General features: G+C 66.0%; 26 protein-coding genes, 1 tRNA gene and 1 pseudogene. 9 read left to right on the top strand and 19 right to left on the bottom strand.

Annotated features, from left to right (window positions below; all coding sequences use genetic code 11):
* Positions 1–9: 9 nt before the first annotated feature.
* The 12 genes and pseudogenes from PVZ72_RS23035 to PVZ72_RS22980 form a co-directional block, all read right to left on the bottom strand.
* Positions 10–471: a phage virion morphogenesis protein gene (locus tag PVZ72_RS23035; RefSeq protein WP_273863095.1), complete on the bottom strand. Its 462-nt coding sequence runs from the start codon at positions 469–471 to the stop codon at positions 10–12.
* Positions 464–994 carry a phage tail protein gene (locus tag PVZ72_RS23030; RefSeq protein ID WP_187978436.1) on the bottom strand — a complete coding sequence of 177 codons (531 nt, stop codon included), beginning with the start codon at positions 992–994 and terminating at the stop codon, positions 464–466. The genes PVZ72_RS23035 and PVZ72_RS23030 overlap by 8 nt, the downstream gene beginning before the upstream one ends.
* Positions 991–1,248: an Rz1-like lysis system protein LysC gene (lysC, locus tag PVZ72_RS23025; protein ID WP_252977067.1), complete on the bottom strand. Its 258-nt coding sequence runs from the start codon at positions 1,246–1,248 to the stop codon at positions 991–993. Before lysC ends, PVZ72_RS23030 begins: the two co-directional genes overlap by 4 nt.
* Positions 1,172–1,525 (bottom strand): annotated as a pseudogene (locus PVZ72_RS23020) (Rz-like lysis system protein LysB); the annotation flags it as partial. The pseudogene PVZ72_RS23020 and the gene lysC, both read right to left, overlap by 77 nt.
* Positions 1,522–1,728 carry a hypothetical protein gene (locus PVZ72_RS23015; RefSeq protein ID WP_017641680.1) on the bottom strand — a complete coding sequence of 69 codons (207 nt, stop codon included), beginning with the start codon at positions 1,726–1,728 and terminating at the stop codon, positions 1,522–1,524. The pseudogene PVZ72_RS23020 and the gene PVZ72_RS23015, both read right to left, overlap by 4 nt.
* Entirely contained in the window at positions 1,725–2,549 is an 825-nt protein-coding gene (locus PVZ72_RS23010) for an N-acetylmuramidase domain-containing protein (RefSeq protein WP_187978438.1), read from the bottom strand. Before PVZ72_RS23010 ends, PVZ72_RS23015 begins: the two co-directional genes overlap by 4 nt.
* Complete coding sequence (locus PVZ72_RS23005) at positions 2,546–2,860, bottom strand: phage holin, lambda family (RefSeq protein ID WP_017640255.1); 315 nt, start codon at positions 2,858–2,860, stop codon at positions 2,546–2,548. Before PVZ72_RS23005 ends, PVZ72_RS23010 begins: the two co-directional genes overlap by 4 nt.
* Positions 2,861–2,872: 12 nt before the next feature.
* A complete protein-coding gene (locus tag PVZ72_RS23000; protein ID WP_187978439.1) occupies positions 2,873–3,097 on the bottom strand; it encodes a tail protein X in 225 nt (74 codons plus the stop codon).
* Positions 3,097–3,558 carry a head completion/stabilization protein gene (locus PVZ72_RS22995; RefSeq protein ID WP_187978440.1) on the bottom strand — a complete coding sequence of 154 codons (462 nt, stop codon included), beginning with the start codon at positions 3,556–3,558 and terminating at the stop codon, positions 3,097–3,099. Before PVZ72_RS22995 ends, PVZ72_RS23000 begins: the two co-directional genes overlap by 1 nt.
* 102 nt (positions 3,559–3,660) lie before the next feature.
* On the bottom strand, positions 3,661–4,362 hold the full coding sequence (gene gpM, locus PVZ72_RS22990; RefSeq protein ID WP_187978441.1) for a phage terminase small subunit: 702 nt from the start codon (positions 4,360–4,362) through the stop codon (positions 3,661–3,663).
* A gap of 3 nt (positions 4,363–4,365) precedes the next feature.
* The gene (locus PVZ72_RS22985) at positions 4,366–5,382 is read right to left on the bottom strand and encodes a phage major capsid protein, P2 family (RefSeq protein ID WP_187978442.1); all 1,017 of its coding nucleotides are present in this window, start codon (positions 5,380–5,382) and stop codon (positions 4,366–4,368) included.
* A 28-nt stretch (positions 5,383–5,410) separates the two neighbouring features.
* Positions 5,411–6,256, bottom strand: coding sequence for a GPO family capsid scaffolding protein (locus tag PVZ72_RS22980; RefSeq protein WP_187978443.1), 846 nt, complete (start codon positions 6,254–6,256; stop codon positions 5,411–5,413).
* Positions 6,257–6,488: 232 nt separating this feature from the next.
* Here PVZ72_RS22980 and PVZ72_RS22975 point away from each other — a divergent pair, with 232 nt between their 5' ends.
* Positions 6,489–8,222, top strand: coding sequence for a terminase ATPase subunit family protein (locus PVZ72_RS22975; RefSeq protein WP_187981315.1), 1,734 nt, complete (start codon positions 6,489–6,491; stop codon positions 8,220–8,222).
* Positions 8,222–9,226: a phage portal protein gene (locus tag PVZ72_RS22970; protein ID WP_187978444.1), complete on the top strand. Its 1,005-nt coding sequence runs from the start codon at positions 8,222–8,224 to the stop codon at positions 9,224–9,226. Before PVZ72_RS22975 ends, PVZ72_RS22970 begins: the two co-directional genes overlap by 1 nt.
* Positions 9,227–9,374: 148 nt before the next feature.
* Here the strand turns inward: PVZ72_RS22970 and PVZ72_RS22965 are convergent, their stop codons facing one another.
* Entirely contained in the window at positions 9,375–9,908 is a 534-nt protein-coding gene (locus tag PVZ72_RS22965) for a hypothetical protein (protein WP_187978445.1), read from the bottom strand.
* Between the two features lie 353 nt (positions 9,909–10,261).
* Between PVZ72_RS22965 and PVZ72_RS22960 the strand changes: the two genes are divergently transcribed.
* Positions 10,262–10,444 carry a hypothetical protein gene (locus PVZ72_RS22960; protein ID WP_187978446.1) on the top strand — a complete coding sequence of 61 codons (183 nt, stop codon included), beginning with the start codon at positions 10,262–10,264 and terminating at the stop codon, positions 10,442–10,444.
* A gap of 721 nt (positions 10,445–11,165) precedes the next feature.
* Here PVZ72_RS22960 and PVZ72_RS22955 read toward each other — a convergent pair.
* Positions 11,166–11,239: transfer RNA gene (locus PVZ72_RS22955), tRNA-Gly, on the bottom strand.
* 134 nt (positions 11,240–11,373) lie between these two features.
* Between PVZ72_RS22955 and PVZ72_RS22950 the strand changes: the two genes are divergently transcribed.
* Both PVZ72_RS22950 and PVZ72_RS22945 read left to right on the top strand, forming a co-directional pair.
* Positions 11,374–12,435: a M4 family metallopeptidase gene (locus tag PVZ72_RS22950; protein ID WP_133863023.1), complete on the top strand. Its 1,062-nt coding sequence runs from the start codon at positions 11,374–11,376 to the stop codon at positions 12,433–12,435.
* Positions 12,436–12,447: 12 nt separating this feature from the next.
* Entirely contained in the window at positions 12,448–12,783 is a 336-nt protein-coding gene (locus tag PVZ72_RS22945) for a protealysin inhibitor emfourin (protein WP_017640065.1), read from the top strand.
* Positions 12,784–12,832: 49 nt separating this feature from the next.
* On the opposite strand, the gene PVZ72_RS22940 is transcribed toward PVZ72_RS22945, so the two are convergent.
* Complete coding sequence (locus tag PVZ72_RS22940; RefSeq protein ID WP_187978447.1) at positions 12,833–13,864, bottom strand: MBL fold metallo-hydrolase; 1,032 nt, start codon at positions 13,862–13,864, stop codon at positions 12,833–12,835.
* A gap of 236 nt (positions 13,865–14,100) precedes the next feature.
* Between PVZ72_RS22940 and PVZ72_RS22935 the strand changes: the two genes are divergently transcribed.
* Positions 14,101–14,715: a pseudouridine synthase gene (locus PVZ72_RS22935; RefSeq protein ID WP_273863094.1), complete on the top strand. Its 615-nt coding sequence runs from the start codon at positions 14,101–14,103 to the stop codon at positions 14,713–14,715.
* A 9-nt stretch (positions 14,716–14,724) separates the two neighbouring features.
* Here the strand turns inward: PVZ72_RS22935 and PVZ72_RS22930 are convergent, their stop codons facing one another.
* Together PVZ72_RS22930 and PVZ72_RS22925 are read right to left on the bottom strand one after the other, a co-directional pair.
* Positions 14,725–15,690, bottom strand: a complete 966-nt coding sequence (locus tag PVZ72_RS22930) for a HAMP domain-containing protein (RefSeq protein ID WP_133863020.1) — start codon at positions 15,688–15,690, stop codon at positions 14,725–14,727.
* 62 nt (positions 15,691–15,752) lie between these two features.
* Positions 15,753–16,352, bottom strand: a complete 600-nt coding sequence (locus tag PVZ72_RS22925) for a LysE/ArgO family amino acid transporter (protein ID WP_273863093.1) — start codon at positions 16,350–16,352, stop codon at positions 15,753–15,755.
* A 99-nt stretch (positions 16,353–16,451) separates the two neighbouring features.
* On the opposite strand from PVZ72_RS22925, the gene PVZ72_RS22920 reads away from it, so the two are divergent.
* From PVZ72_RS22920 to PVZ72_RS22910, 3 genes are all read left to right on the top strand, one after another.
* Positions 16,452–17,339: a LysR family transcriptional regulator ArgP gene (locus PVZ72_RS22920; RefSeq protein ID WP_273863092.1), complete on the top strand. Its 888-nt coding sequence runs from the start codon at positions 16,452–16,454 to the stop codon at positions 17,337–17,339.
* 81 nt (positions 17,340–17,420) lie between these two features.
* Positions 17,421–18,365: an NAD-dependent epimerase/dehydratase family protein gene (locus tag PVZ72_RS22915; RefSeq protein WP_273863091.1), complete on the top strand. Its 945-nt coding sequence runs from the start codon at positions 17,421–17,423 to the stop codon at positions 18,363–18,365.
* A 173-nt stretch (positions 18,366–18,538) separates the two neighbouring features.
* Positions 18,539–19,393: an ATPase gene (locus tag PVZ72_RS22910; protein ID WP_273863090.1), complete on the top strand. Its 855-nt coding sequence runs from the start codon at positions 18,539–18,541 to the stop codon at positions 19,391–19,393.
* Here the strand turns inward: PVZ72_RS22910 and PVZ72_RS22905 are convergent.
* Together PVZ72_RS22905 and PVZ72_RS22900 are read right to left on the bottom strand one after the other, a co-directional pair.
* Positions 19,374–20,438, bottom strand: coding sequence for an ion transporter (locus PVZ72_RS22905; protein ID WP_273863089.1), 1,065 nt, complete (start codon positions 20,436–20,438; stop codon positions 19,374–19,376). The genes PVZ72_RS22910 and PVZ72_RS22905 overlap by 20 nt on opposite strands.
* Positions 20,435–20,995: a cob(I)yrinic acid a,c-diamide adenosyltransferase gene (locus tag PVZ72_RS22900; RefSeq protein ID WP_273863088.1), complete on the bottom strand. Its 561-nt coding sequence runs from the start codon at positions 20,993–20,995 to the stop codon at positions 20,435–20,437. Before PVZ72_RS22900 ends, PVZ72_RS22905 begins: the two co-directional genes overlap by 4 nt.
* Positions 20,996–20,998 lie beyond the last annotated feature (3 nt).

Below are 20,998 nucleotides of genomic sequence, written 5' to 3'. Positions count from 1 at the left end.
TTGCATTCGCTATGAATGGTTAAATAGGCTCAGATGGTCGAGAAGTAATAGCCGTAAGTTGCCTATGTCTTCATCTGCGAATCCAAGTAGCCTACGTCTTGCATAGCGGACCTCAGGGGCCCCACGCTCGGCGCGGTCTTTCAGGCCGTACTGGTGGACGCGGGCGATGCGGGAGACGCGGCCGGCAAAGCCGATCACCGCCTGTTGAGGCGAACCTTTGGCCTTGAGGTAGCGGGCCATCTTGAGCTTCTCGAACATGCGCCGCTTGATGCGGCCCTTCTTGCCACGCAGATCCCTCGGCTTGCGTGCCTCGAACGGCGAGCCATCCGGGTTCACCTGGGCGCGGATTCGCTGCTGCTGGCTGCGGCGCAGCTGCTGGGCAGCCTTGCGGGCCAGTTGAGCCCGGCCGCGGCCGTCGAGCTTCTGCAGCAGCGGCGAGAGCCAGGTCTCCAGCGCCTCGAGGTCAGCCACGGCTGCGGCCCGGCTGCGGTGTCTCCAGGGCGAGGGCGTCGCCAGCGGATCCGGACTTCCACTCGGCCAGCAGCTCGCCACCGGCGAAGACCTGCCAGGTACCGGGCTCCTGGTATTCGGTGTATTTCGATTCTGGAACGTGGCTCAGCTGATAGGTGCCGTCTGGCTGGCTCTTGACGACCACGCGCTCGGTGAGGGGAAGGGTGATCGCAAGATCCACCTTAGAGTTGTCCAGGATGTCGGCCTCGAAGCCGATGCCCTGGGCAGATTTGTCCAGGTTGACCAGGAGCTCAGACTGGTTCGTCCGGACCCAGGCCAGCAGCGGCAGCATCACGGCGTCCGGGTGGCCGGCGAAGTCGGTCAGGATGATCTGCAGCTCGTAGCCGTACTCCCAGGACAGGCTGGCTGCGGCGGTGCAGCGTAGCTTGCCCTTGTCGATGAAGACCAGCAGCCGGTCAGGGCTGTGGCGCAGCTCAGGGACGGCGGCGAGCAGGTGAGCGCGAAGGCTTTCGGGCTTGTTCATGGGTGGGCCTGCTGGGCGTCATAGACCATATCGACCTGGGCCGCGCAGTCGGCCCAGGCAGCTTCCAGCGCCTCGCTGTCGTCCAGGAGCTCGCCGTTATTGCGCGGGTGGGTCGACGGCAGCTGGCAGCGCGTTACCACTGGACAGCCACTCACGGTAAGCCGTGGCTCCGGTGAGGACGGGCCGCTGGCGCAGCCGGCGAGCAGCAGCAGGCAGAGGCTGGCCAGCCCAAGCCTTGAGTTCAGCGTTTTCATGTTCGAGCTCCTGGATTCGGCGCCGGCGGACATCGATCTCGCGGCGCAGGTCTTTCTGGGTGGTCTGCAGCTGGGCCTGGGCGGCCCGCTGCTCGGTGAGGGTGTCGGTGAGGTGGTCGCGCTCGCCGGTCAGCTGGGTGACCTGGTCCTCAGCGGCCTCGCGCTTCTGATTGGCCTGGTCGATGCGCAGGCCCTGCGCATAGAGGGTCAGGCACAGCACGGCGATCGTGAGGGCCAGGGCCAGCGCGAAGAGCGCCTTCTCCTTCCAGCTGATCATTGGCGGTACCAGCCAGCGCGGTTCATCGCCGCCTGGTCCAGGTGCTCGAGCTCGCCGATCACCACGACAGCCCGCACGCCTGGCTTGGCGGTCTGGATGGCTTCACAGAGACGCTCGGCCTCCTCGAAGGACGCGCCGGCCGGCAGGATGAAGACCTCCCCATCCTGCGGCTCCAGGCGCTGCACGTCAGTGACGGGTGTCATGCGGCGTCCTTAGCCGGGGCGGCGGCGCTGTAGCGGGCGAAGGCGCGCTCGAGCTTCACGTCGTACAGGTTGCGGGCGTAGGCCGGGCCGTTGTAGCCGCGGGCGAAGTCCGCCCATTTTCCGGCCTTGAGGGCCTTGAGCAGCGCAGGCTCCGCCTTGACGAAGCGGACGAAGGCGTCGAGCTGCTCGGCTTCGCTGGTCTGCAGGCGGGTGACGAAGTCCTGGACGCTGGCATAGCCCAGGTCTTGCCAGTGGTAGCCCATGACCTGGAACAGGCCCCAGCTGCACGACTCTAGCGCGCAGGCCTCGTCGATCTGCCGGGCCGAGGTCAGGCGCTGCCACTCGGCCGCACCGCCGACGTAGCCGCCGGACTTCGGGTTGATCAGGTTCGGGTTGAGGGCTGCCAGACGATCGGCCTCGGCCTGGCCGTGGGCCTTGACCAGGCGCTGATAGAAGACGTGGCGCTCGAACAGGATCACCACCCTGCCGTTGTCCAGGAAGCCTTCGCCCTTCGACTCGACCTCATTGACCGCCTGAACGGTCGCGACGGGGACGCCCAGGGTCTTGGCGGCGTGCTCGAGGTCGGCGAATCCCAGGTGCAGCGGGTCGCGCTTGCCCAGTAGGGCAGCGAAGGTCTTCGGGCCGGCGATGCCATCGGCCACCAGGCCGACAGAGCGCTGGAAGTCTTCGACGGCGTGCTCGGTGCCTTCGTCATAGTCGCCGTCCAGGTCGACGGAGAAGCCAGACGCGGCCAGGGCTTTCTGCAGGTCGCGCACGGCCAGGCCGTGGGCGCCGATGATCAGGATCTTGGGCTGGTTCATTGCGTTTCTACCTTGCGTTCGACGAAGCGTTTAGCCGCGGCGCGAGTACCCTCGACGCCCAGCAGTCCGATGATTCCGCCCCAGAAGGGGCCGGTGCTGGCAGGTATGCCCAGCAGGGAAAGGCCGTGGCTTGCGGCCAGGGCCAGGGCGCCGCAGAGGGGCGCCTCGAGCAGCACGCGGCGCAGGGTGCCGCCGCTGTAGGCGATCCGCAGGCCCGCGATGACGCAGGCGACCAGGCCGGCGTAGAGCGCGGGCCAGTTGTGTTCGAGCCAGGCGGCGAGCCAGGCCCAGGTGTCGGGACGGTCGGGCATGATGTTTCTCGTCTAGTCCCAGAGGCTGACCGGCTGTTGCGCGGCAATGCCGGCAGTGGCCTGGGCGGGGGCGTCTGGCAAGGTGATAGGGGTGCCGATCGGCAGAATGGGGCCCAGCTCCGCCAGGCCCGGGTTGGCTTCGAGCGCGGTCTCGGTGACGTCCTGGGTGCGCCCGTAGTGCCGCAGGCAGATCCGGTCCAGGGTGTCGCCTTGCTGGGCGCGCACGACGGTGGCCATCAGATGAGCTCCACGGTGGTCCGGGCCAGGCCCAGAAAGTCGCGGACGGCCCAGCGCTGATCGCGGCGGTAGTCGTCGATGGTGGGGGTCTCCGCCTCGGCGTCCTTGTCGCCCTTGGCGGTGCTGTCGTAGCTGCGGTACCGCTCGGCGACCTCGGCCGCGGTGGCGGCATCGATCGCACGCAGGTACAGGTGAGCACGCTCGCTGACGCCGTCGATCAGCAGCCCGGGCACAGCGGCCAGGGTGGCGTAGCCGGTGGTGACCTGGGCGAAGCGGTAGCCGGCGAGTTCGCGGTTGACGGCGATGGCTGCGGCAATCACTGCTGCCTTGAGCTTTTCAGTGCTGACGCTGCTGTCGATCCGCAACCGCGCGCGGACCTGGTCCAGCTCGATCGCCGGCCAGAAAGGGTCGGACACCACCTGACCGCTGGCGACGGTGCCGCCTGCAACGAATCCGCTCATGGTGCTGCTCTCGAATGGGTCGCCGGTGGTCGGGGCTTCACGGTCCAAGGCTAGGCCTGGCCGATCCGCCCCGAGCCGGCGGGGTTGCGGGGGACCGCTCGGTTAGCCACCAGAGGCGGCATGTTTCTTGGCCAGGCGCTCGGCCCGTTCCAGGTCTTTCTTGCCGCCGCAGCGGTCGTGCAGGCTGATGGCGCGCTGCAGGGCAGCGATGCCGCGAGCCAGCTGACCCTCGGCGCCCGGCCGCTCTTCATCGATGCCCTCGAGCTCGGCCCGGCCGATGGCCAGATAGAGCTTGGCGCGCGCCTCGTCGGGCATGTCTTGCTCGGCGGTGAGCGCGTCGGTGTAGAACAGGAGGTCCGGCTCGAACGGCTGACCGGCTTTCTGGGCGTTGAGAGCGGCGGTGGCCACCTCTTCAGCGATCAGGCAGCCGGTGGTCCGGGCGAAGCGATCCGGCATCACCAGGCCGTGCTTGAGCACGTAGGCAGCGATGTGGAGCGCGCCCCAGAAGTCGCCGGCATCGATGCGCCAGATCATCACGGTGACCAGCACCTCGTCCTGGGCACCATTGCCGCCCTCGAGCACGCCGCTGACGTAGTCGGCATAGGCGCCGAGCAGCTGCCGCTTGAGCTCGGCCTTGGCCTGGGTGGATTGCACCTGCTTGAGTCGCAGCCGGTCCTGCAGCAGCTGGGCCAGCTGCTGCTCGTACACGGTGCGGCCCGCCATGCTGTCGGCCGGCCCGACAGCTGCAGCGGCGAGTGCCGCTGCAGCTGCTAGGAAGTGCCGTTTCGCGGGAGAGGAGGCCATGGCTTAAACGCCCGTCACGATGTTTTCGACCAGGCAGCCGAAGCCGTAGTCTTCGACCACGTAGGCGTCGTTGCTCGACTCGTAGTTCTCGATGCGGTTTTTCTCCGGCGCTTCCTTGACGAAGCGGCGGCGGCCGCCGGTCTGGTAGTAGAGCGACAGGTTCTGCAGCGAGGTGATGAAGAGCGCGTTGTCGGGGATGTAGGGCACCTCGACCGGCTGCAGGCCACCCATACGGTTGGCAGCCAAGATCACGTCAGTGGCCAGCTTCTCGGACGCCGGCTGCTCCTTGTTCACCAGCGGGAAGTACTTGTCGTGGACCAGGTCGCGACCGACGATGACTACCAGGCCCGGATCCTTGCGGTGCCAGGGGTCGATCAGGTTGCTGATCACGTCGTATACCAGCGAGTCCAGGTTGTTGTAGTCGGCAGCATCGCCAGCGCCGATGACGATCTTGCCCGCGGCCTTGCCCGTCTTCAGCACGCGCTGGGGCGCGTTGTTGCGGTACTGCTGCAGCCAGCCGATGTTGACGTCCTGCAGCAGAGGGTTGGTGGCGCGGTTGGTGGTGGCCGCAGCGCTGGTGCCATTGAAGCCGATCATCAGGCGGTCCAGGGCCTGGCGCTTGACGATGGCGTCACGCAGGCGCGCCTGGAAGTCCGGGAACTTGGCCCAGGCATCCAGCAGGGAGTAGGGGATTGCAGTGTCGAAGTCGGTCTTCTCGCACTTGTAATCCGCCTTATCGGTGCTGGACACGTCGCGGGGGCTACGGCTGGCGGTGCCTGTGGTGTCGGTACGGCTGGCGATGGTGCCGGAGACGCCCAGACCGACCTTTTGGCCGAGCAGCTCGTCGACGGGAATGTTGTTGATCTTGCTCAGGAAGTCGCTGGACTCCTGGATGCGGGTTTCCAGCTTTTGCTGGACGGTGGGGTCGACGGCGAAGGTCGCGCTCGCCGAGGACACACCACTCAGGGCGGCGACTTGGTCCAGGTATTGGTTGAACAGGGCACGGGTATCGTTACGCATGGATCTCTCCGGGAAAGTGAACGGCTGATCAGCAGTCGGTCAGGTTCTGGCCATCGCCGCCGGTGACCGGAGGGCGCTTGGGTTGGTTGGGGTCTTGGGTCTGGCTGAGCTGCACCTGCAGGGCGGTGAATTCGGCCTGCAGTTGGGCATGCTTGCCGGCCAGCTCGGCGAAAGCGGTTTCGGCGTTGGTGAAGCGGCTGTCCTGCTCGCGGACGTGCTCGGCCACCGCGGTGACGGCGGCGCCGAACTGGGCGAACTCGCCCTGGGTCTGCGCTTCCTTGCCCTTGAGCAGCTCGGTCACCTTGGCGAAGAGCAGGGCGCCCAGGCTGGGCTTGTCCTCGACTTCGGCGAAGGTCAGGACGGTCTCTTCGGCCACGGTGAAAAGGTTGTCCGCGTGCAGCTTGCGGCTGGCATAGGGATTGGCCGCCGGATTGGCCGCGGCGAAGGACAGCACGTCGGTGCCCAGGCTGGCCGGGCTGTCGGTGATGCCCAAGCCGACCAGGTAAGCGGCGCCGGTGTCGGCGAATTTGGGCGAGATCTCGACCGAGGTGTAGATCTTCTGCTTGGCCTTGTTCAGGGCCACCAGGTCGGCGGTGGGCTCGATCTGGGCGAAGAGGGCTAGCTTTTTCTGGCCGTTGATCTCGACCTCTTCGGCCTTCACCGCGATCACGTCGCCGTAGGCCTTGAAGGGGCTGTCCGCCACGCTGCTGCGGATGTGCTCCATCCAAATGCGAGCGCCGTAGGTCTTGGGGTTGTAGCTGGCCGCGGCCTGCTCGATCCAGGCGCGCTCGATCTGGCGGCCATCGCTGGTAGCGCCTTCGACGGCGACACGGAAGAAAGGAGAGCGGAGTTTGGGGGTCTTGGGGTCGGCCATGCCGGGGATCCTCAGAGGCTTAGCGGGAGTGCTTGGGCGATGAGGGGCATGGTCGGGACGCGCGCGCGTCCCAGCAACGAGGGGGTTTTGTAGGCGCGCGCGGTACACGGTCGCGCGCTATGGAGGAGGGGATCAGGGCGGCAGTCTGGCGGCCATGAAAAGCCTATCCGATTCCTCGCCCCTGCCAAGCCCGGCCGAAACGCCGGCGGCCGCTCCGTCCACCGACCTGCTGATGGACGTGCGTCGGCGCGCCAAGCATCTGTACTGGATGGGCTGGAGGGTGACGGAAATCGCCGAGGCGATCGGCGAAAAGGAAAAGACCGTCCACAGCTGGAAGGCCCGGGACGAATGGGATCGGGCGGACAACGTCGAGCGGATCGGCGGCGCCCTGGAGGCGCGCCTGGTGCAGCTGATCCTCAAGGACGGCAAGACCGGCGGCGACTTCAAGGAGATCGATCTACTCCACCGCCAGCTGGAACGCCAGGCACGGATCCAGCGCTTCCAGGGCGGCGGTACCGAGGCCGAGCTCAATCCCAAGCTGGACAACCGCAATGCCGGGCCGAAGAAGAAGGCGGCGCGCAACGAATTCACCGAGGAGCAGATCGAGGCCCTTGAGAGCGCCTTCCGCGACCAGTGCTTTGGGTACCAGCTCGACTGGTACCGGGCAGGCCAGCAGCGGACCCGCGCCATCCTCAAGAGCCGGCAGATCGGTGCGACCTACTACTTCGCCCGCGAGGCCTTCCTGGACGCCCTGATCACCGGGCGCAACCAGATCTTCCTGTCGGCCAGCAAGAACCAGGCGCATATCTTCAAGGCGTATATTCAGGCCTTCGCCCGGGAGGTCTGTGGCGTCGATGTGACTGGCGATCCGATCATCCTGGCCAACGGCGCCGAGCTGCACTTCCTGGGTACCAATGCCCGCACTGCCCAGGGCTACCACGGCAACTTCTACTTCGACGAATTCTTCTGGACGTTCCGCTTCGAGGAGCTGAACAAGGTGGCCAGCGGCATGGCTATGCAGAAGCAATACCGCCGGACCTACTTCTCGACGCCGAGCTCCATGGCCCATGAGGCCTATACCTTCTGGACTGGGGAGCGCTTCAACAAGGGCAAGCCGGTCGCCCAGCACCTTAAGCTGGACGTCTCCCATGAGGCCCTGCAGGAGGGCCGGCTCTGCGAGGACCGGATCTGGCGGCAGATCGTCACCATCCTGGACGCCGAGTCCCGTGGCTGCGACCTGTTCGACCTGGAGGAGCTCAAGCTTGAGTACTCGGCCGAGGCCTTCCAGAACCTGCTGATGTGCCAGTTCGTCGACGACGGCGCGAGCATCTTCCCCCTGGCCATGCTGCAGCCCTGCATGGTGGACAGCTGGGTCGAGTGGGCCGAGGACTACAAACCCTTCGCCAGCCGACCGCTGGGCGAACGCCCGGTCTGGGTCGGCTATGACCCCGCCGAGACCGGCGACACCGCCGGCCTGGTGGTGGTCGCGCCGCCGCTGGTACCGGGCGGCAAGTTCCGCGTGCTCGAGCGCCACCAGTTCCGCGGCATGGACTTCGCCGCCCAGGCTGAGGCGATCCGCCAGGTCTGCCAGCGCTACTGGGTGACCTATATCGGCATCGATGTCACCGGCATGGGCAGCGGCGTGGCCCAGCTGGTGCGCCAGTTCTTCCCGAACCTGACCACCTTCAGCTACTCGCCCGAGGTCAAGACCCGCCTGGTGCTCAAGGCCTACGACGTGATCAAGAACGGCCGGCTCGAATTCGACGCTGGCTGGACCGACGTCGCCCAGTCGCTCATGGCCATTCGCAAGACCACCACCGCCAGCGGCCGCCAGTTCACCTACACGGCCGGACGCAACGACACCACAGGCCACGCGGATCTCGCGTGGGCCCTCTTTCATGCCCTGCACAACGAGCCGCTGGAAGGGCAGACCGCCCGCAATACCGGCGTCATGGAGATTTTCTGATGAGCGAATCCACCGAGCTGGCCGTTTCGACGCCCGGCCCTATCGAGGCCTTTACCTTCGGCGACCCCATGCCGGTGCTGGAAGGGCGCGAGGTCTTCGACTACCTGGAATGCTGGTTCAACGGCCGCTACTACGACCCGCCGCTATCGCTCGACGGCCTGGCCAAGGCCACGCGGGCCAGCGTCTATCTGGACTCCGGTCTCAAGTTCAAGCGCAACATGCTGGCCCGCACCTTCATCCCGCATCGCCTGCTGAGCCGTGCGGCGTTCGAGCAGTTCGCCCTGGACTGGCTCTGGTCGGGCAATGCGTACCTGGAGCGCCGGCAGTCGCGCCTGGGCACGCCGGTCAGTCTGCAGCCGGTGCTGGCCAAGTACATGCGCCGCGGCGAGGACAACCGCTTCTTCCAGGTGCGCGGGTGGCGAGACGAGCACGAATTCACCCCGGGCACCATCTGCCACCTGCGCGAGGCCGACATCAACCAGGAGATCTACGGCATGCCCGAGTGGCTCGCGGCCATGCAGTCTGCGCTGCTGAACGAGTCGGCCACGCTGTTCCGCCGGAAGTACTACAACAACGGCAGTCACGCCGGCTTCATCTTCTACATGACCGACCCGGCGCAGAAGGAGGAGGACATCGACAACGTCCGCACCGCGCTGCGCCAGTCCAAGGGCCCCGGCAACTTCCGCAACCTCTTCGTCTATGCCCCGGGCGGCAAGAAAGACGGCATCCAGCTGATCCCGGTCAGCGAGGTGGCGGCGAAGGACGAATTCAACTCGATCAAGGGCATCACCCGCGACGACATGCTCGCCGGCCTGCGGATCCCGCCGCAGCTGATGGGCATCGTGCCGCAGAACGCCGGTGGCTTCGGCTCGATCCGCGATGCCGCCCTGGTGTACGCCGCCAATGAGCTGGAGCCGCTGCAGGCTCGCCTGGCCCAGGTCAACGAATGGTTGGGAGAGGAGGTGATCCGCTTCCGGGAGTATGAAATTTCACAACTTCCGTAGCAATTGAATGTATGTAAAAGCCGCCCGGAGGCGGCTTTTTTTATTTCTTCTCGCGTGGCGGTGGCGGGGGGGTCTTATGCGGGTCGTGATCTCTAACGAAGCGCGGGGCCGGTGGCGGTGGAGGTGGCGGTTTCTGCTGGCTCATTTCTTAATGTCCTCTTTGGTACAAGTGAAGGGTGCCGAACGAAAGCATTGCCAAAAAGAATGTTAGTGCAACGTTTGTTGCCATGTTAGAGAAATATGCAGCTCGTTTATCATTATTCCTAGTGTTGACGGTTGTGCAGTCAACGTAGAAGCGGATGATGATTTCTCTGAAATGGGCCTGAGCATCGTCTTGACTCTCGCCGTGTGTCTCGAAGTGCCGCTGTAGATCCTGTCGATGGTCCTCCAGCGCGGACAGGTCGGGAAGTAGGGCGTCATAGTCTCGCAGCTGCCAGGTTCTCCAGAAATACCAAGCGCTGCGCACTGCTGTGATCATGCAGCAAAGGTAGAATATCCAGAAGAGCACCCCGTACATTCCGTCGCTATACGGTGGGGCTTTCTCCAGCATCGTCGACAAGAGAGAGCTCAGGGTGACAATGATAGCCAATGGAAGGCTTAGACGTGATATTAGCTTTTCTTTCCTTTCTAGCTCGAAGAAATAAAGCTTCTCATATAGCGCTATTCGGTCTTTTGTATCCATTCAAAATTCCTGCTCAGGACATCTATTTCTGACACGTCTCGACCGATTGTAATTGTCCGGTCAGAAAAGCGGATCTCGCCAAGTATAGGGCCGCCCTGGTCGTATGGATCCGCAATACCCGCTTTGAATGTGACACAAAGACACTGGCCATTTCCAGATACGAGCCGGTATGTGCCATTCAACAGATTCATCGTCGACCTCCAGTGGTCTTGGGCAGGCTGACCCTATCGTAGCTGGAGGCCTCCAGCGCGGGTTGCCTACCCCTACACAATCCGCATCGCTCTGAACCAATTCGGTACCCGTCCGGCGCGTCGTGACGCCAGTCTTTGAGCTCCAAACCATGGAGTCAAATCATGCACCTGCACTACTGCAAATTGATCAACGCACACGTCCAGATCTCGGAGTACTACCTGGCCGCCAGCGGGATCGGGAGTGAAGACGTAGAGGAGGAGGTTGACTACCTCTGTGACCACGACGAGGAATGCTTCGGCTGCCCCCATCGGGACACTGAAGGGTGCCGCTTGAGGGAACTGTAGTCCGGCGAGCCAGGAGACGACGGCGGCGCACATGCTGCACCCAGCGCGCGCCGTCGTCCCCCCGCCACGCCCGCGGTCTAAATGTGTCGCTTTTTCTGCAGCCCTGCACCTGGGCCTATTCCGCGCCGCTACTGGGGCTGTACGGGAGTTGGCAGGCCTTAAAAACCCTGCGAATCCCTGCACCACCAGCCTTTTTTCAGACGGCCGAATGCAGCCCTAGGCCGATGAGTGCTTGAGGACTTTTTCAGGTCGACGAAAAAAGTGGGTTACCGAGGGTAGAGGGGTCGATTGACAGGGCTCTAGGCCGCGTCGTTGCTGGGTTTCGTCGGTAACCTGGAGGAGGTTACTTGAGGTTTTTTCCGAGGTTACTTTTTCTGGAACCGCTCTAGAACAAGGGTTTCAGCCTGGAGGGAAGTAACCTGCCTGGAAAGTTACTAATAACCTCAAATAACCTGAAAAAAACTTTTGGCTAAACCTCTGAAAGCCTTGTCTGGCAAGGGATAGAGGATGATTAGAAAAAAAAGTAACCTCAGTAACCTACTTTTTTCGCCAACCTGAAAAATTGCTTTCGCTATCGGGGGGAGGGATTCACGGCCGAGACTCTCGCCGTCACTCTCTAACGCTCTGACAGTCTCTCTGCCACTTGGACAGATACGGACCCCAAAACGGCCCCCAGCACTTCCGCGTAACGCTGATGCAGCCCTGAAAGCCGCATGGAATCTGGAGCGGGCGAAGGGAATCGAACCCTCGTCATGAGCTTGGGAAGCTCAGGTAATGCCATTATACGACGCCCGCGTGGGGTGCCTTTGTACCAGAAGCCTGCCTCCGGGTGAAGAGGCGGGAGTGGTCCGGCTGTTTCGTGGTCCAACGGACAGGACCGCACGCTGCGGTGATCGGGGACCTTTGTCCCCTAGAGGAGGAGGTCGCGCATGTCTCGTTATCCGGGCACCTACCAGGGAGTGATTCCCCCCTACATTCTTGGCCGCATCATCGATCATGGCGACGAACACCAGCGTTCCTGCGCCCTGACCACCCTGAGCCACGTCCAGAGTCTGCTGCACAATCCCGGTCGGCCCGGGGTGCGCCAGGCGCCGATCGGGCCGCTGCCGCGTACCGATGACGCCAGTCCGCAGCGCAGCATCTTCGATGCCGGCAATGCCATGCAGCTGCCCGGGCGCCTGGTGCGTCAGGAAGGCCAGCCGGCGCTGAGCGATGTGGCGGTGGACGAGGCCTACGACTACCTGGGCGCCACCTTCACCTTCTTCAACGAGGTCTTCGGGCGCAATTCCATCGATGGCCAGGGCCTGCCGCTGGCCGGCACCGTCCACTATGGCCAGGACTATCAGAATGCCTTCTGGAACGGCGAGCAGATGGTGTTCGGCGATGGCGACGGCGAGATCTTCAATCGATTCACCATCGCCCTCGACGTCATTGCCCACGAACTGGTGCACGGCGTCACCGAGAGCGAGGCGGGGCTGGTGTACTTCAACCAGTCCGGCGCACTCAACGAGTCGGTCTCCGATGTCTTCGGCATCCTGGTCAAGCAGTACAAGCTCAAGCAGACCGCCGCCGAGGCGGACTGGATCATCGGTGCCGGGTTGCTGACCAAGAAGATCAAGGGCAAGGGCCTGAGGTCGATGGCCGAACCGGGCACTGCCTACGATGATCCGACCCTGGGCAAGGATCCCCAGCCTGGCCATATGCGCGACTACATCGAGACCCGCGAAGACAATGGCGGTGTCCACCTCAATTCGGGCATTCCCAACCGGGCCTTCTACCTGGCCGCGCTGGCCCTGGGCGGTCACGCCTGGGAAAAGGCCGGGCCGATCTGGTACGACACCCTTTGCGACAGCCGCCTGGCCAACGATGCGGATTTCGCTGCCTTCGCCCGCTTGACGGTCTCCAACGCCGGTCGTCGCTTCGGCGCCGAGTCGGCCGAGGTCCGTGCGGTCGAGGAGGCCTGGGCGGGCGTGGGTGTCACCCTTAGCTAGAGGAGCAAGGCGATGCGCGAACTTCCCCCGCTGGGCAAGGACACCGTGGTGCGGCTCTCGCGACAGGGGGGCTTCGCCCCCTTGCATGCGTTGAGCAAGCCGCGGGAGATCGAATTCGGCCAGTACGACAGCGCCCAGCGCGGGCGCATCTGCTCGGTGCTGGAACGCTGCCTGCCGGAATCTGGCGAACCGACCCAGGTCGGGCGCGGCGATCAGCGCTACTTCAAGGTGGAGCTGCGCTTTCGCCCGCAACCTGCCGAGCAGGAAGACGAACTGACCCTGCTGATCCCCGAAGACCGGGCGCCCAGTGAGTTGGTGCGGCTCTGGGACAAGGGGTTGGTGGAGTAGCGCTTTTCAACGGAGCCTCACCGCGCACAGGCCCTGTTCGTATAGAACCTCAGGGAACCGACCAGACCTCGCCCGGCGCCAGTGTCCGGAACGCCGCGTCCGCCAGACCATGCAGGGCCCGGGCATGGGCCAGGTCGCGGGGCGGGGCGAATTGTCCTTCGTCGCTCAGGGAAAAGGTGCCGAAGTGGATACCCAGGCTGCTGGCCGCGCCCAGCGCCTGATGGGCACGTACCGCATCGTCGGGATTCAGGTGGCTGTCCTGCATGAACCAGCGCGGTTCGTAGGCACCGATGGGCAGGGCGGCGAAGCGCGGTGCGCCCAGGCGTTCGCGGATCTGCGCGAAATGCGGGCCCCAGCCGGTGTCGCCGGCGAAATAGACCGGTCCGCTCGGCGCTTCCAGCACGAAGCCACCCCACAGCCGTCGATTGGTGTCGAAGCGGCTGCGCGCCGACCAGTGCTGGCCCGGTACCAGGTGCAGACGCAGGCCCTCCTTGAGCGGCAGGCTCTGCCACCAATCCAGTTCGCTGACGGTGACGAAGCCGGTCTCGCGGCGGATCAGCTCGGCGTTGCCCAGGGGCGTCACCACCGGCGTCAGGGGCGCGCGCTCGGCCAGGCGCCTCAGGGTCGCCAGATCCATATGGTCGTAGTGGCTGTGGCTGACGAAGATCAGATCCAGCGGCGGCAGGTCATCCAGGGCCACGCCGGGGGCGTGATAGCGTCGCGGACCGATGAAGCTGAAGGGGCTGACCCGCTCCGACCAGACCGGGTCGGCGAGGATGTTGAGGCCCTGATGCTGGATCAGCAGGGTGGCATGGTTGACGAAGGTCACCCGTAATTCGCCGCCCTCGACCCGGGCCGCTGGCCGCGTCGGCACGGCCGGCCCTTCCTGCCAGGTCCATTCCGGCCGGGTGCGGGTGAACTGCCATTTCAGCACCGTCCAGAGACTCTTGTCCTCGCGCGGCGCCAGGTTGTGGAAGCGCTCGCCGTCGAAGTGGTCGGTGCGCGGGCCTTCGTAGGCCGACGAGGCGCAACCGGCCAGGGTGAGCAGGTGGATCAGCCACAGCGGACGAAAGATGCGCATGGGACCTCGGACGAATAGACTGGATGGCCCAGATTACCCCTAAGAGCCTATTCAAAGTCTGCTGCGCGTCGGCCAAACGGCGTTGAAAAGGTCCTGGATCGCCAGCCCGGTCGGAATGCTCATTTACTTTTGTAAAATCGAGCGCGAGTACGATCCGCTTCCTCAGACATTTTCGCCTTGTTTGGCTCTAGCTCGCGAGCCTTTGAACAGGCCCTTACTAGCCGCCGTCGATCCCCATGTCGCGAAATACCCGTTCCACCCCCGGCCAGCGGCCCCGTCGCCAGGCCAAGGCGCCGCCGGTCACGCCGCGGCTGCTGCTGCTCAACAAGCCCTTCGATGTGCTCACCCAGTTCGCCGACGCCGATGGCCGCGCGACCCTGAAGGCCTACGTCGAGGTACCGGGTGTCTATCCGGCTGGCCGTCTGGATCGTGACAGCGAAGGCCTGCTCCTGCTGACCAACGATGGCCAGCTGCAGGCGCGCATCGCCGATCCCCGGCACAAGCTGCCCAAGACCTACTGGGCCCAGGTGGAAGGCACCCCCAGCGAAGCGCAATTGCAGTGCCTGCGCCAGGGGGTCGAACTCAATGACGGCCCCACGCTGCCGGCCGAAGCGCGCCTGCTGGCCGAGCCGCCGGTGCTCTGGGAGCGCGATCCGCCGGTGCGCTTTCGCAAGAGCGTGCCGACCGCCTGGATCGAGCTGACCATCCGCGAAGGGCGCAATCGCCAGGTGCGGCGCATGACCGCCGCGGTGGGCCTGCCGACCCTGCGCCTGGTGCGCGTACGCATCGGCCCCTGGACGCTGGACGATTTGGCGCCGGGCCAATGGCGCGAGGTACCGGCGCAGCTCTAGCGCCGCCGCTCAATCCTGCCGCTGGCTGGCGGCCTCCTGCAGATCGCCGGCGATGTCGGCGAGGCGACGGCTGACCTCTTTCAGGACCTGCGGATCAATCGCGCGCGCGGGCTGACCCGGTTCGGTCAGCAGCTGACTGGCAAGCAGGGCGCTCAGGGCGCTGACCTCGCTGGCCTGATGGCGCAGCTCATGGGTGTGCTGCACGGCGGCGTCGCGCAGGAGATTGGTGCTGAGGGTCAGGCGGCCCAGTTCGTCATCGCGCCCGCCGGGCAGGCGCTCGCCGAAGCGTCCGCGCGCCAGCAGCCCCAGTTGCCGGGCGCAGGTCACCAGCGGGTCCACCAGCCGGCGCTCCACCAGCCTGACCCCCAGGAACAGCAGGCCGCCGCCGCAGAGCAGCAGGGCCAGACCGGCGAGCAGGATGTCGCGCTGGGCCTCGGCGCGGATGGCGGCGATCTGCTCGGCGGTACGGCCGTGCAGTTCATCGACCAGGGCGGCGAAGCCCTCGGCGGTCTCGCGGTCGATACCCCGGACCTCGGCATCGCCGCGGCGTGGATCGCGATCATGGGCGAGATAGGCGGCATGGCCGGCGCGATAGCGCTCGCCCAGACGCCCGTGCTGGGTCCGCAGCGCCTGGAGGCGCGGTTGCAATTCGGGGTCGACGCGGGTGGCCAGCTGTTGCAGTCGCTGATCGACCTCGGCTTCGCGGGTCAGAAAGGCCTGCCAATAGCGCTCGGCGGTGTCGGCATCGCCACCGCGCAGCAGAAAGTTCTTCCACTCCTGCACCTGGATCTTGAAGGTCAGGTGGGTGTCATCGATCTCCACCAGCCGCTCCAGCGGGCCCTCGATCAGGTGCTGGTAGCGGTGCAGTTCGCGGGAAAGCAGGCCGAAGCCGGCCAGGGCGATCAGCAGCATCAGCAGCAGACTGCCGCCGAACAGGAGCAGGCTCTGGCTGCGGAGCGAGCGGGCGAAGGGCATAGGGACTCTCGACAGGAAACGCAGAGCCGCAGCTTAGGGCGCTCGCCGGGCGAAGGCCAGCCTCAGGTCGAGACCAGCAACTGCACCGCGACGGCAAACATCACCCCGGCCACCAGCAGATCGATCAGTCGCCACACCCCCGGACGGGCCAGGTAGGGTGCGGCCCAGGCCGCGCCCAGGGCGAGTCCGAAAAACCACAGCATGGAGGCGGTGGCGGCGCCGAGCACATAGGCCAGGGGCGCGGCCTGCTGGCTGCCCAGGGAGCCCACCAGCAGCACCGTGTCCAGATAGACATGGGGATTGAGCAGGGAGACGGCGGCCGCGGCGAGCAACGCCTGCCGCCGGCTGCACGGACTCGTAGTCTCCAGCTTGTCGATGGCCGCCGGCCGCCAGGCCCGGCGTAGCGCCTGGGCGCCGTACCAGAGCAGAAAGGCCGCGCCGCCCCAGCGCAGGATGACCACCAGCAGCGGGCTGTGCTGGATCAGCGCGGCCAGGCCCAGCACCCCGGCGGCCACCAGGATCACGTCGCAGGTGAGGCAGAAGGCGGCAATGGCCAGATGGTGCTCGCGGCGCAGCCCCTGGGCCAGCAGATAGGTGTTCTGGGCACCCAGCGCCATGATGAGACTGGCCATGGTCAGGAGGCCGGTGAAGTAGCTGTTCATTGCAAGGGTGTCGCCTTGTGGTGCGGGAATGGCTGCCACCTTGCCGGGTCCGGGTGTATAAGAAAAACCAATATTCCTTATGCAGCATTAGCTGAATCGATGATCGACTACAAGTTGCTGGAAGCCCTGGCGGTGGTGGTGGAAGAGGGTGGCTTCGAACGGGCGGCGCGCCGGCTGGGCCTGTCGCAATCGGCGGTGTCCCAGCGCATCAAGCTGCTCGAAGCCCGGGTCGGCCAGGCGGTGCTGGTGCGGGAGACACCGCCCCAGCCCACCGCGCCGGGGCTGCGGCTGTTGCGCCATATCCAGCAGGTCCGCCTGCTGGAAGCCGACCTGGGCAGCGAGGTGCCGGGACTGGCCGAAGAAGCGCCGCAGCGGCTCCGTATCGCCCTGAACGCCGACAGCCTGGCCAGCTGGTGGCCGGCCGCGGTCGGCCCCTGGCTGGTGGAGCAGGGGCTGCTGCTGGATCTGGTGGTAGAGGATCAGGACGTGGTGCTGCGCCGCATGCGCGCGGGCGAGGTGGCGGCCTGCCTCTGCGCCAGCGGTCAGCCCCTGGCGGGCGCCCGGGTGCGATCCTTGGGCGCCATGCGTTATCGCGCCGTGGCCAGTCCGGATTTCTGTGCCCGCTGGCTGACCGGGCGGCCGATCGCCCAGGCCTTGGCGCGCGCGCCCGCCATCGTCTTCGGTCCGGACGACCGCCTGCAGCACCGCTATCTGGAGCAGCTCGGTGTCACCGCGCCCTTCGACTACCACCTCTGCCCGTCCGCCGAAGGTTTCCAGCAGATGGCCCTCAGTGGTATCGGTTGGGGTCTGCTGCCCGATATCCAGAGTGCGGCCGCCCTGGCCAGTGGTGCTCTGGTGGATCTGGCGCCCGGTCACTGGGTGGATGTCCCGCTGTTCTGGCATCACTGGCGCAATGGCGGTGTCGCCCTGCAGGCGCTGACCCGCCATCTGGAGGGCGTCGCCGGCCAGTGGCTGGTGCGCGACTAGCGGCGCCTGTCGAAGGCTTTGGTTACACTGGTCCCTGGGTCGTCCTCGGCGACCGCGGACAGGTTCGGGAATCCCAGCGACATGCGTATCTTGATCACGGGCGCCAGCGAGGCGCTCGGTGCGGGTCTGGCCTGCGATCTGCTCGACCGCGGCCAACTGGTGCGGGTGCACGGCCGCCCCGGCGCGACCCTGGACGCCCTGGTCGAACGCGGCGCCGACTACCACCCGGCCTTGCTCGACCAGCCCGCGCAGGTGGTGGCGCTGTGCGACGACATCGACGCCATCGCCCACTGCACCGACGTGGCCGGCGTGCCGAGCGCCGCCGATCTGGATCACGGTCAGGTGCTGATCGAAGCCGCCCTGCAGCAGCAGGTCGCGCAATTCGTCTATGTGTCGTCCGCGCGCCTCTACGAGAGAGGCGGTGAAGCGCTCAAGGAAGACCAGGTGCCGGCCAAGCCCAGGAGCCGCGAGGCCCAGCGCCGTCTGCAACTGGAGCGCCTGGCCCTGGCCGCCGGTGAATTCGGCCCCCAGGTCACGGTGTTGCGGCCGGCCCAGGTACTCGGCCTGGCCGATCGCGACTGGGCGCGCTGGTTGCTTGAGCGGGCCAAGGCCAGGCAGCTGGGGCGCAGCGGCAACGGTCTCAATCGCTGGGACTTCACCAGCGCCGGCAACCTGCGCAAGGCCCTGGTGACCCTGCTGCTCAGGCAACCGGCCGCCACCCACGGCAAGGTCTTCAACCTCAGCGATGGCCAGCCCCTGGTGTGCTGGGACGCGATCAACTTCCTGCTGCGCCGCTTCGAGCTGCCGCCGGTGGTCGAGCGCAAGGCCTTCGATCCCCGGCGGCTCTATGCCCGCTTGCGCACCCCGGGTCATGAATCCTGCTGGCCCGAGTTGCTCGACAGCCCCTTCACCCTGGACATCCGTGCCGCCCAGGAGGCCTTCGGCTACCTGCCCGAAGCCAGTTCCTGGAGCGCCCTGGAAGAATATCGCCCGCGAGCGCCCCAGGCCCATAGCGGACCGGTCTAGCGGCATTCCTCAGCGCACCCAGGGCAGGGCATGCTGGCGCTTTGCTATCGACGCAGACTGCGTTTCGGCGCACGCTCCCGGGGCCAATCCGCGTGCCGGCTGCCTCGCGTCCATGGCGACGGCCGTTATACTGGCCGCGATTCCGTCTTCCTGCCTCTGCTCACAGGTCTGCCATGCGCAACGATCTTCTCGATGAAATGGATAACGTCCCGAGTCTGACCCCGGAGCGCGACGATCGCCGTCCCGGCAGTCGGCGTCCGGTCGAAGCCGAAGAGGTCTATCGCGAACCCGCTGGCGGTCACTCCCGCCCGGTACGCCGCGGGCCCTCCACCGCGCCGCTGTGGGTGCTGGTCGCGGCCCTGACCCTGGCCCTGGCCGGGGTCGCCTGGTGGAGTCATCAGCAACTGGTGCTGATGCAGGAGCAGGTGGTGGCCACCCAGGAAAACTTCGCGCGCATCAGCGAAGACGCCCAGGGTCGCCTGAGGGACATCTCCGGCAAGCTGGTGGAGAGCGAATCCTCCGGCACTACCAGTCGCGAGGCCCTGCTGCTGCAGGTCAAGACGCTGCAGAGCAAGGTCGCCGAACTCACCCGCCAGCAGCAGGGGGTGACGGACAACCAGCAGGCCCAGGACAACCGTCTGCAGAATCTCTCCACCGCGGTGCAGACGGTGCAGACCGGCAGTGGCGAGGCGGATACCCGACTCAAGGCCCTGGCCGAGGAGCAGACCACACTGAAGAACGGCCTGGCGCAGACCGCCAGCCTGACCGAGCAGGTGGCCGGCCTCACTGCGCAGAACAAGGCGCTGCAGGCCGACATCGCTGCGCTGAAGAAACCCAGCGCCCAGAACCAGGCCCTTGGCGAGATGCAGCAGGACCTGCTGGTATTGCGCAGCGAACTGGACGCCCGCCCGGTGGGCCCGGACAGCAAGGAATTCGACGCCTTCCGCCTGCAGACCACCCGCAACATCACCACCCTGCAGACCCAGGTGCAGAATCTGCAGCAGCAGATCAGCGCCGGGGCGCGTTGATCGGATCGATCTCGCTGCGCTGCCAGTCCTGCGGCCAGAGCTCGCCGTCGAGCTGATCGAGCCGGCGCTGCAGGACCTTCTGCTTGAATACCTCGAGGATCTCCACCAGCACCTCGTCCAGGGCATTGTCCTGGGCGCCGCTGGGCAGACTCTGATCGAAGCCGTGATCGGCCAGGCGACTGGCCAGGGCGCGGAAGTCGCGGGTGCGCAGACTGGCCGCCGCTTCCCGGACCAGGCCGTTGACGATGTCGGTGAGCACCCCGTCCAGGGTGTCGGCGAGGCGCTCACCCATGGGCAGGCGCTTGAGCCGGGCCAGGTCGGGATTCTCGTCCAGGGCGCCCTGCACCACGTCGCCGACCAGGCGTTCCAGGGTGGCGCGATTCTGGCTGTAGCCCTGCTCCACCATCGCCTGGATGCGCAGCGCCATGCCGTCGATCAGCCGCTGCTTGCGCGGACGGATGACGCGGTCGATCACGCTCTGAGAGAAGTCGTCGCGGGTGTTGAGCTCGTCCTGCAATTCGCCGCAGATCTTGATCATCACCCGATCCGACAGGTCTTCCATGAGCAGCTGGTAGTAATGGTTGAACAGCCGATAGGGCCGCCAGCCGCGCATGTCGATCAGCCCCAGGCGCTGCAGGCGCAGGAGCAGCGAGACGATGCGCAGCGCCCGCAGCAGGCGGAAGCCGCCCAGGGGAATGCAGCCGAGCACGTCGTACCAGTGGATGAAGGGATAGTGGTACCAGCGGGCATGGCGGCGCTCGACCACCGCCACCAGCCAGCCGAGCAGCACATCGGCGAGGAAGAAGGCGACGAATACCAGGTCGATGTGGGTGAAGTGGGCATGGATGCGTTCGCCGTAGAAGGCGTGGAAGCCGGGCAGCAAGGCGGCCAGGGCCTGGTTGAGCGGCCCCAGGGCGTAAAGGCTGTCGAACAGGATCAGCGCCAGGTTCACGCAGACCAGGATCAGGATCAGGCCGTCCCAGAGCGCCAGCAGGCCCTCGTGGCGGCGCGGTGGTGGCGCGGTTGGTGCCGCCGGCGCGCTCATGGCCGTGCGGCCTGCCAGAGCACCTCGCTCACCCCCTGGCGCCGGGCGACGATGCGGGCGGCGACGAACAGCAGGTCGGACAGCCGATTGAGATAGGGCAGGCCCTGGCCTTCCAGCGGCTCCACCGCGTGCAGGCTGCGGCAGCGCCGCTCGGCGCTGCGGGCCAGGGTGCGGCAGACATGGGCCTGGGCCACGGCACGCGAGCCGCCGGGCAGGATGAAATTCTCCAGCGGCCCCAGCTCGGCGTTCCAGCGGTCGATGGCGCCTTCCAGACGCTCGATCTCCCCCGCCTGCAGGGCGCGATAGCTGGGCATGGCCAGTTCGCCACCGAGGTCGAACAGCCGGTGCTGGCAGGGTGCCAGGGCGTCGCTCACCTCGGCCAGGCGGGTATCGTCCGCCAGCTCGGCGAGCAGCAGACCCAGGGCACTGTTGAGTTCGTCCACCGCGCCGATGGCCTCGATGCGCGGATGATCCTTGGGTACCCGGCTGCCGTCGGCCAGGCCGGTATCGCCGGCGTCGCCCTGGCGGGTGTAGATCTCGGTAAGGCGAAAACCCATGGC

This window comes from Pseudomonas sp. LA5, assembly GCF_028640825.1.
Classification (GTDB): Bacteria; Pseudomonadota; Gammaproteobacteria; order Pseudomonadales; family Pseudomonadaceae; genus Chryseomonas; species Chryseomonas aestiva.
This window is presented reverse-complemented; position numbering and strand designations above follow the sequence as displayed.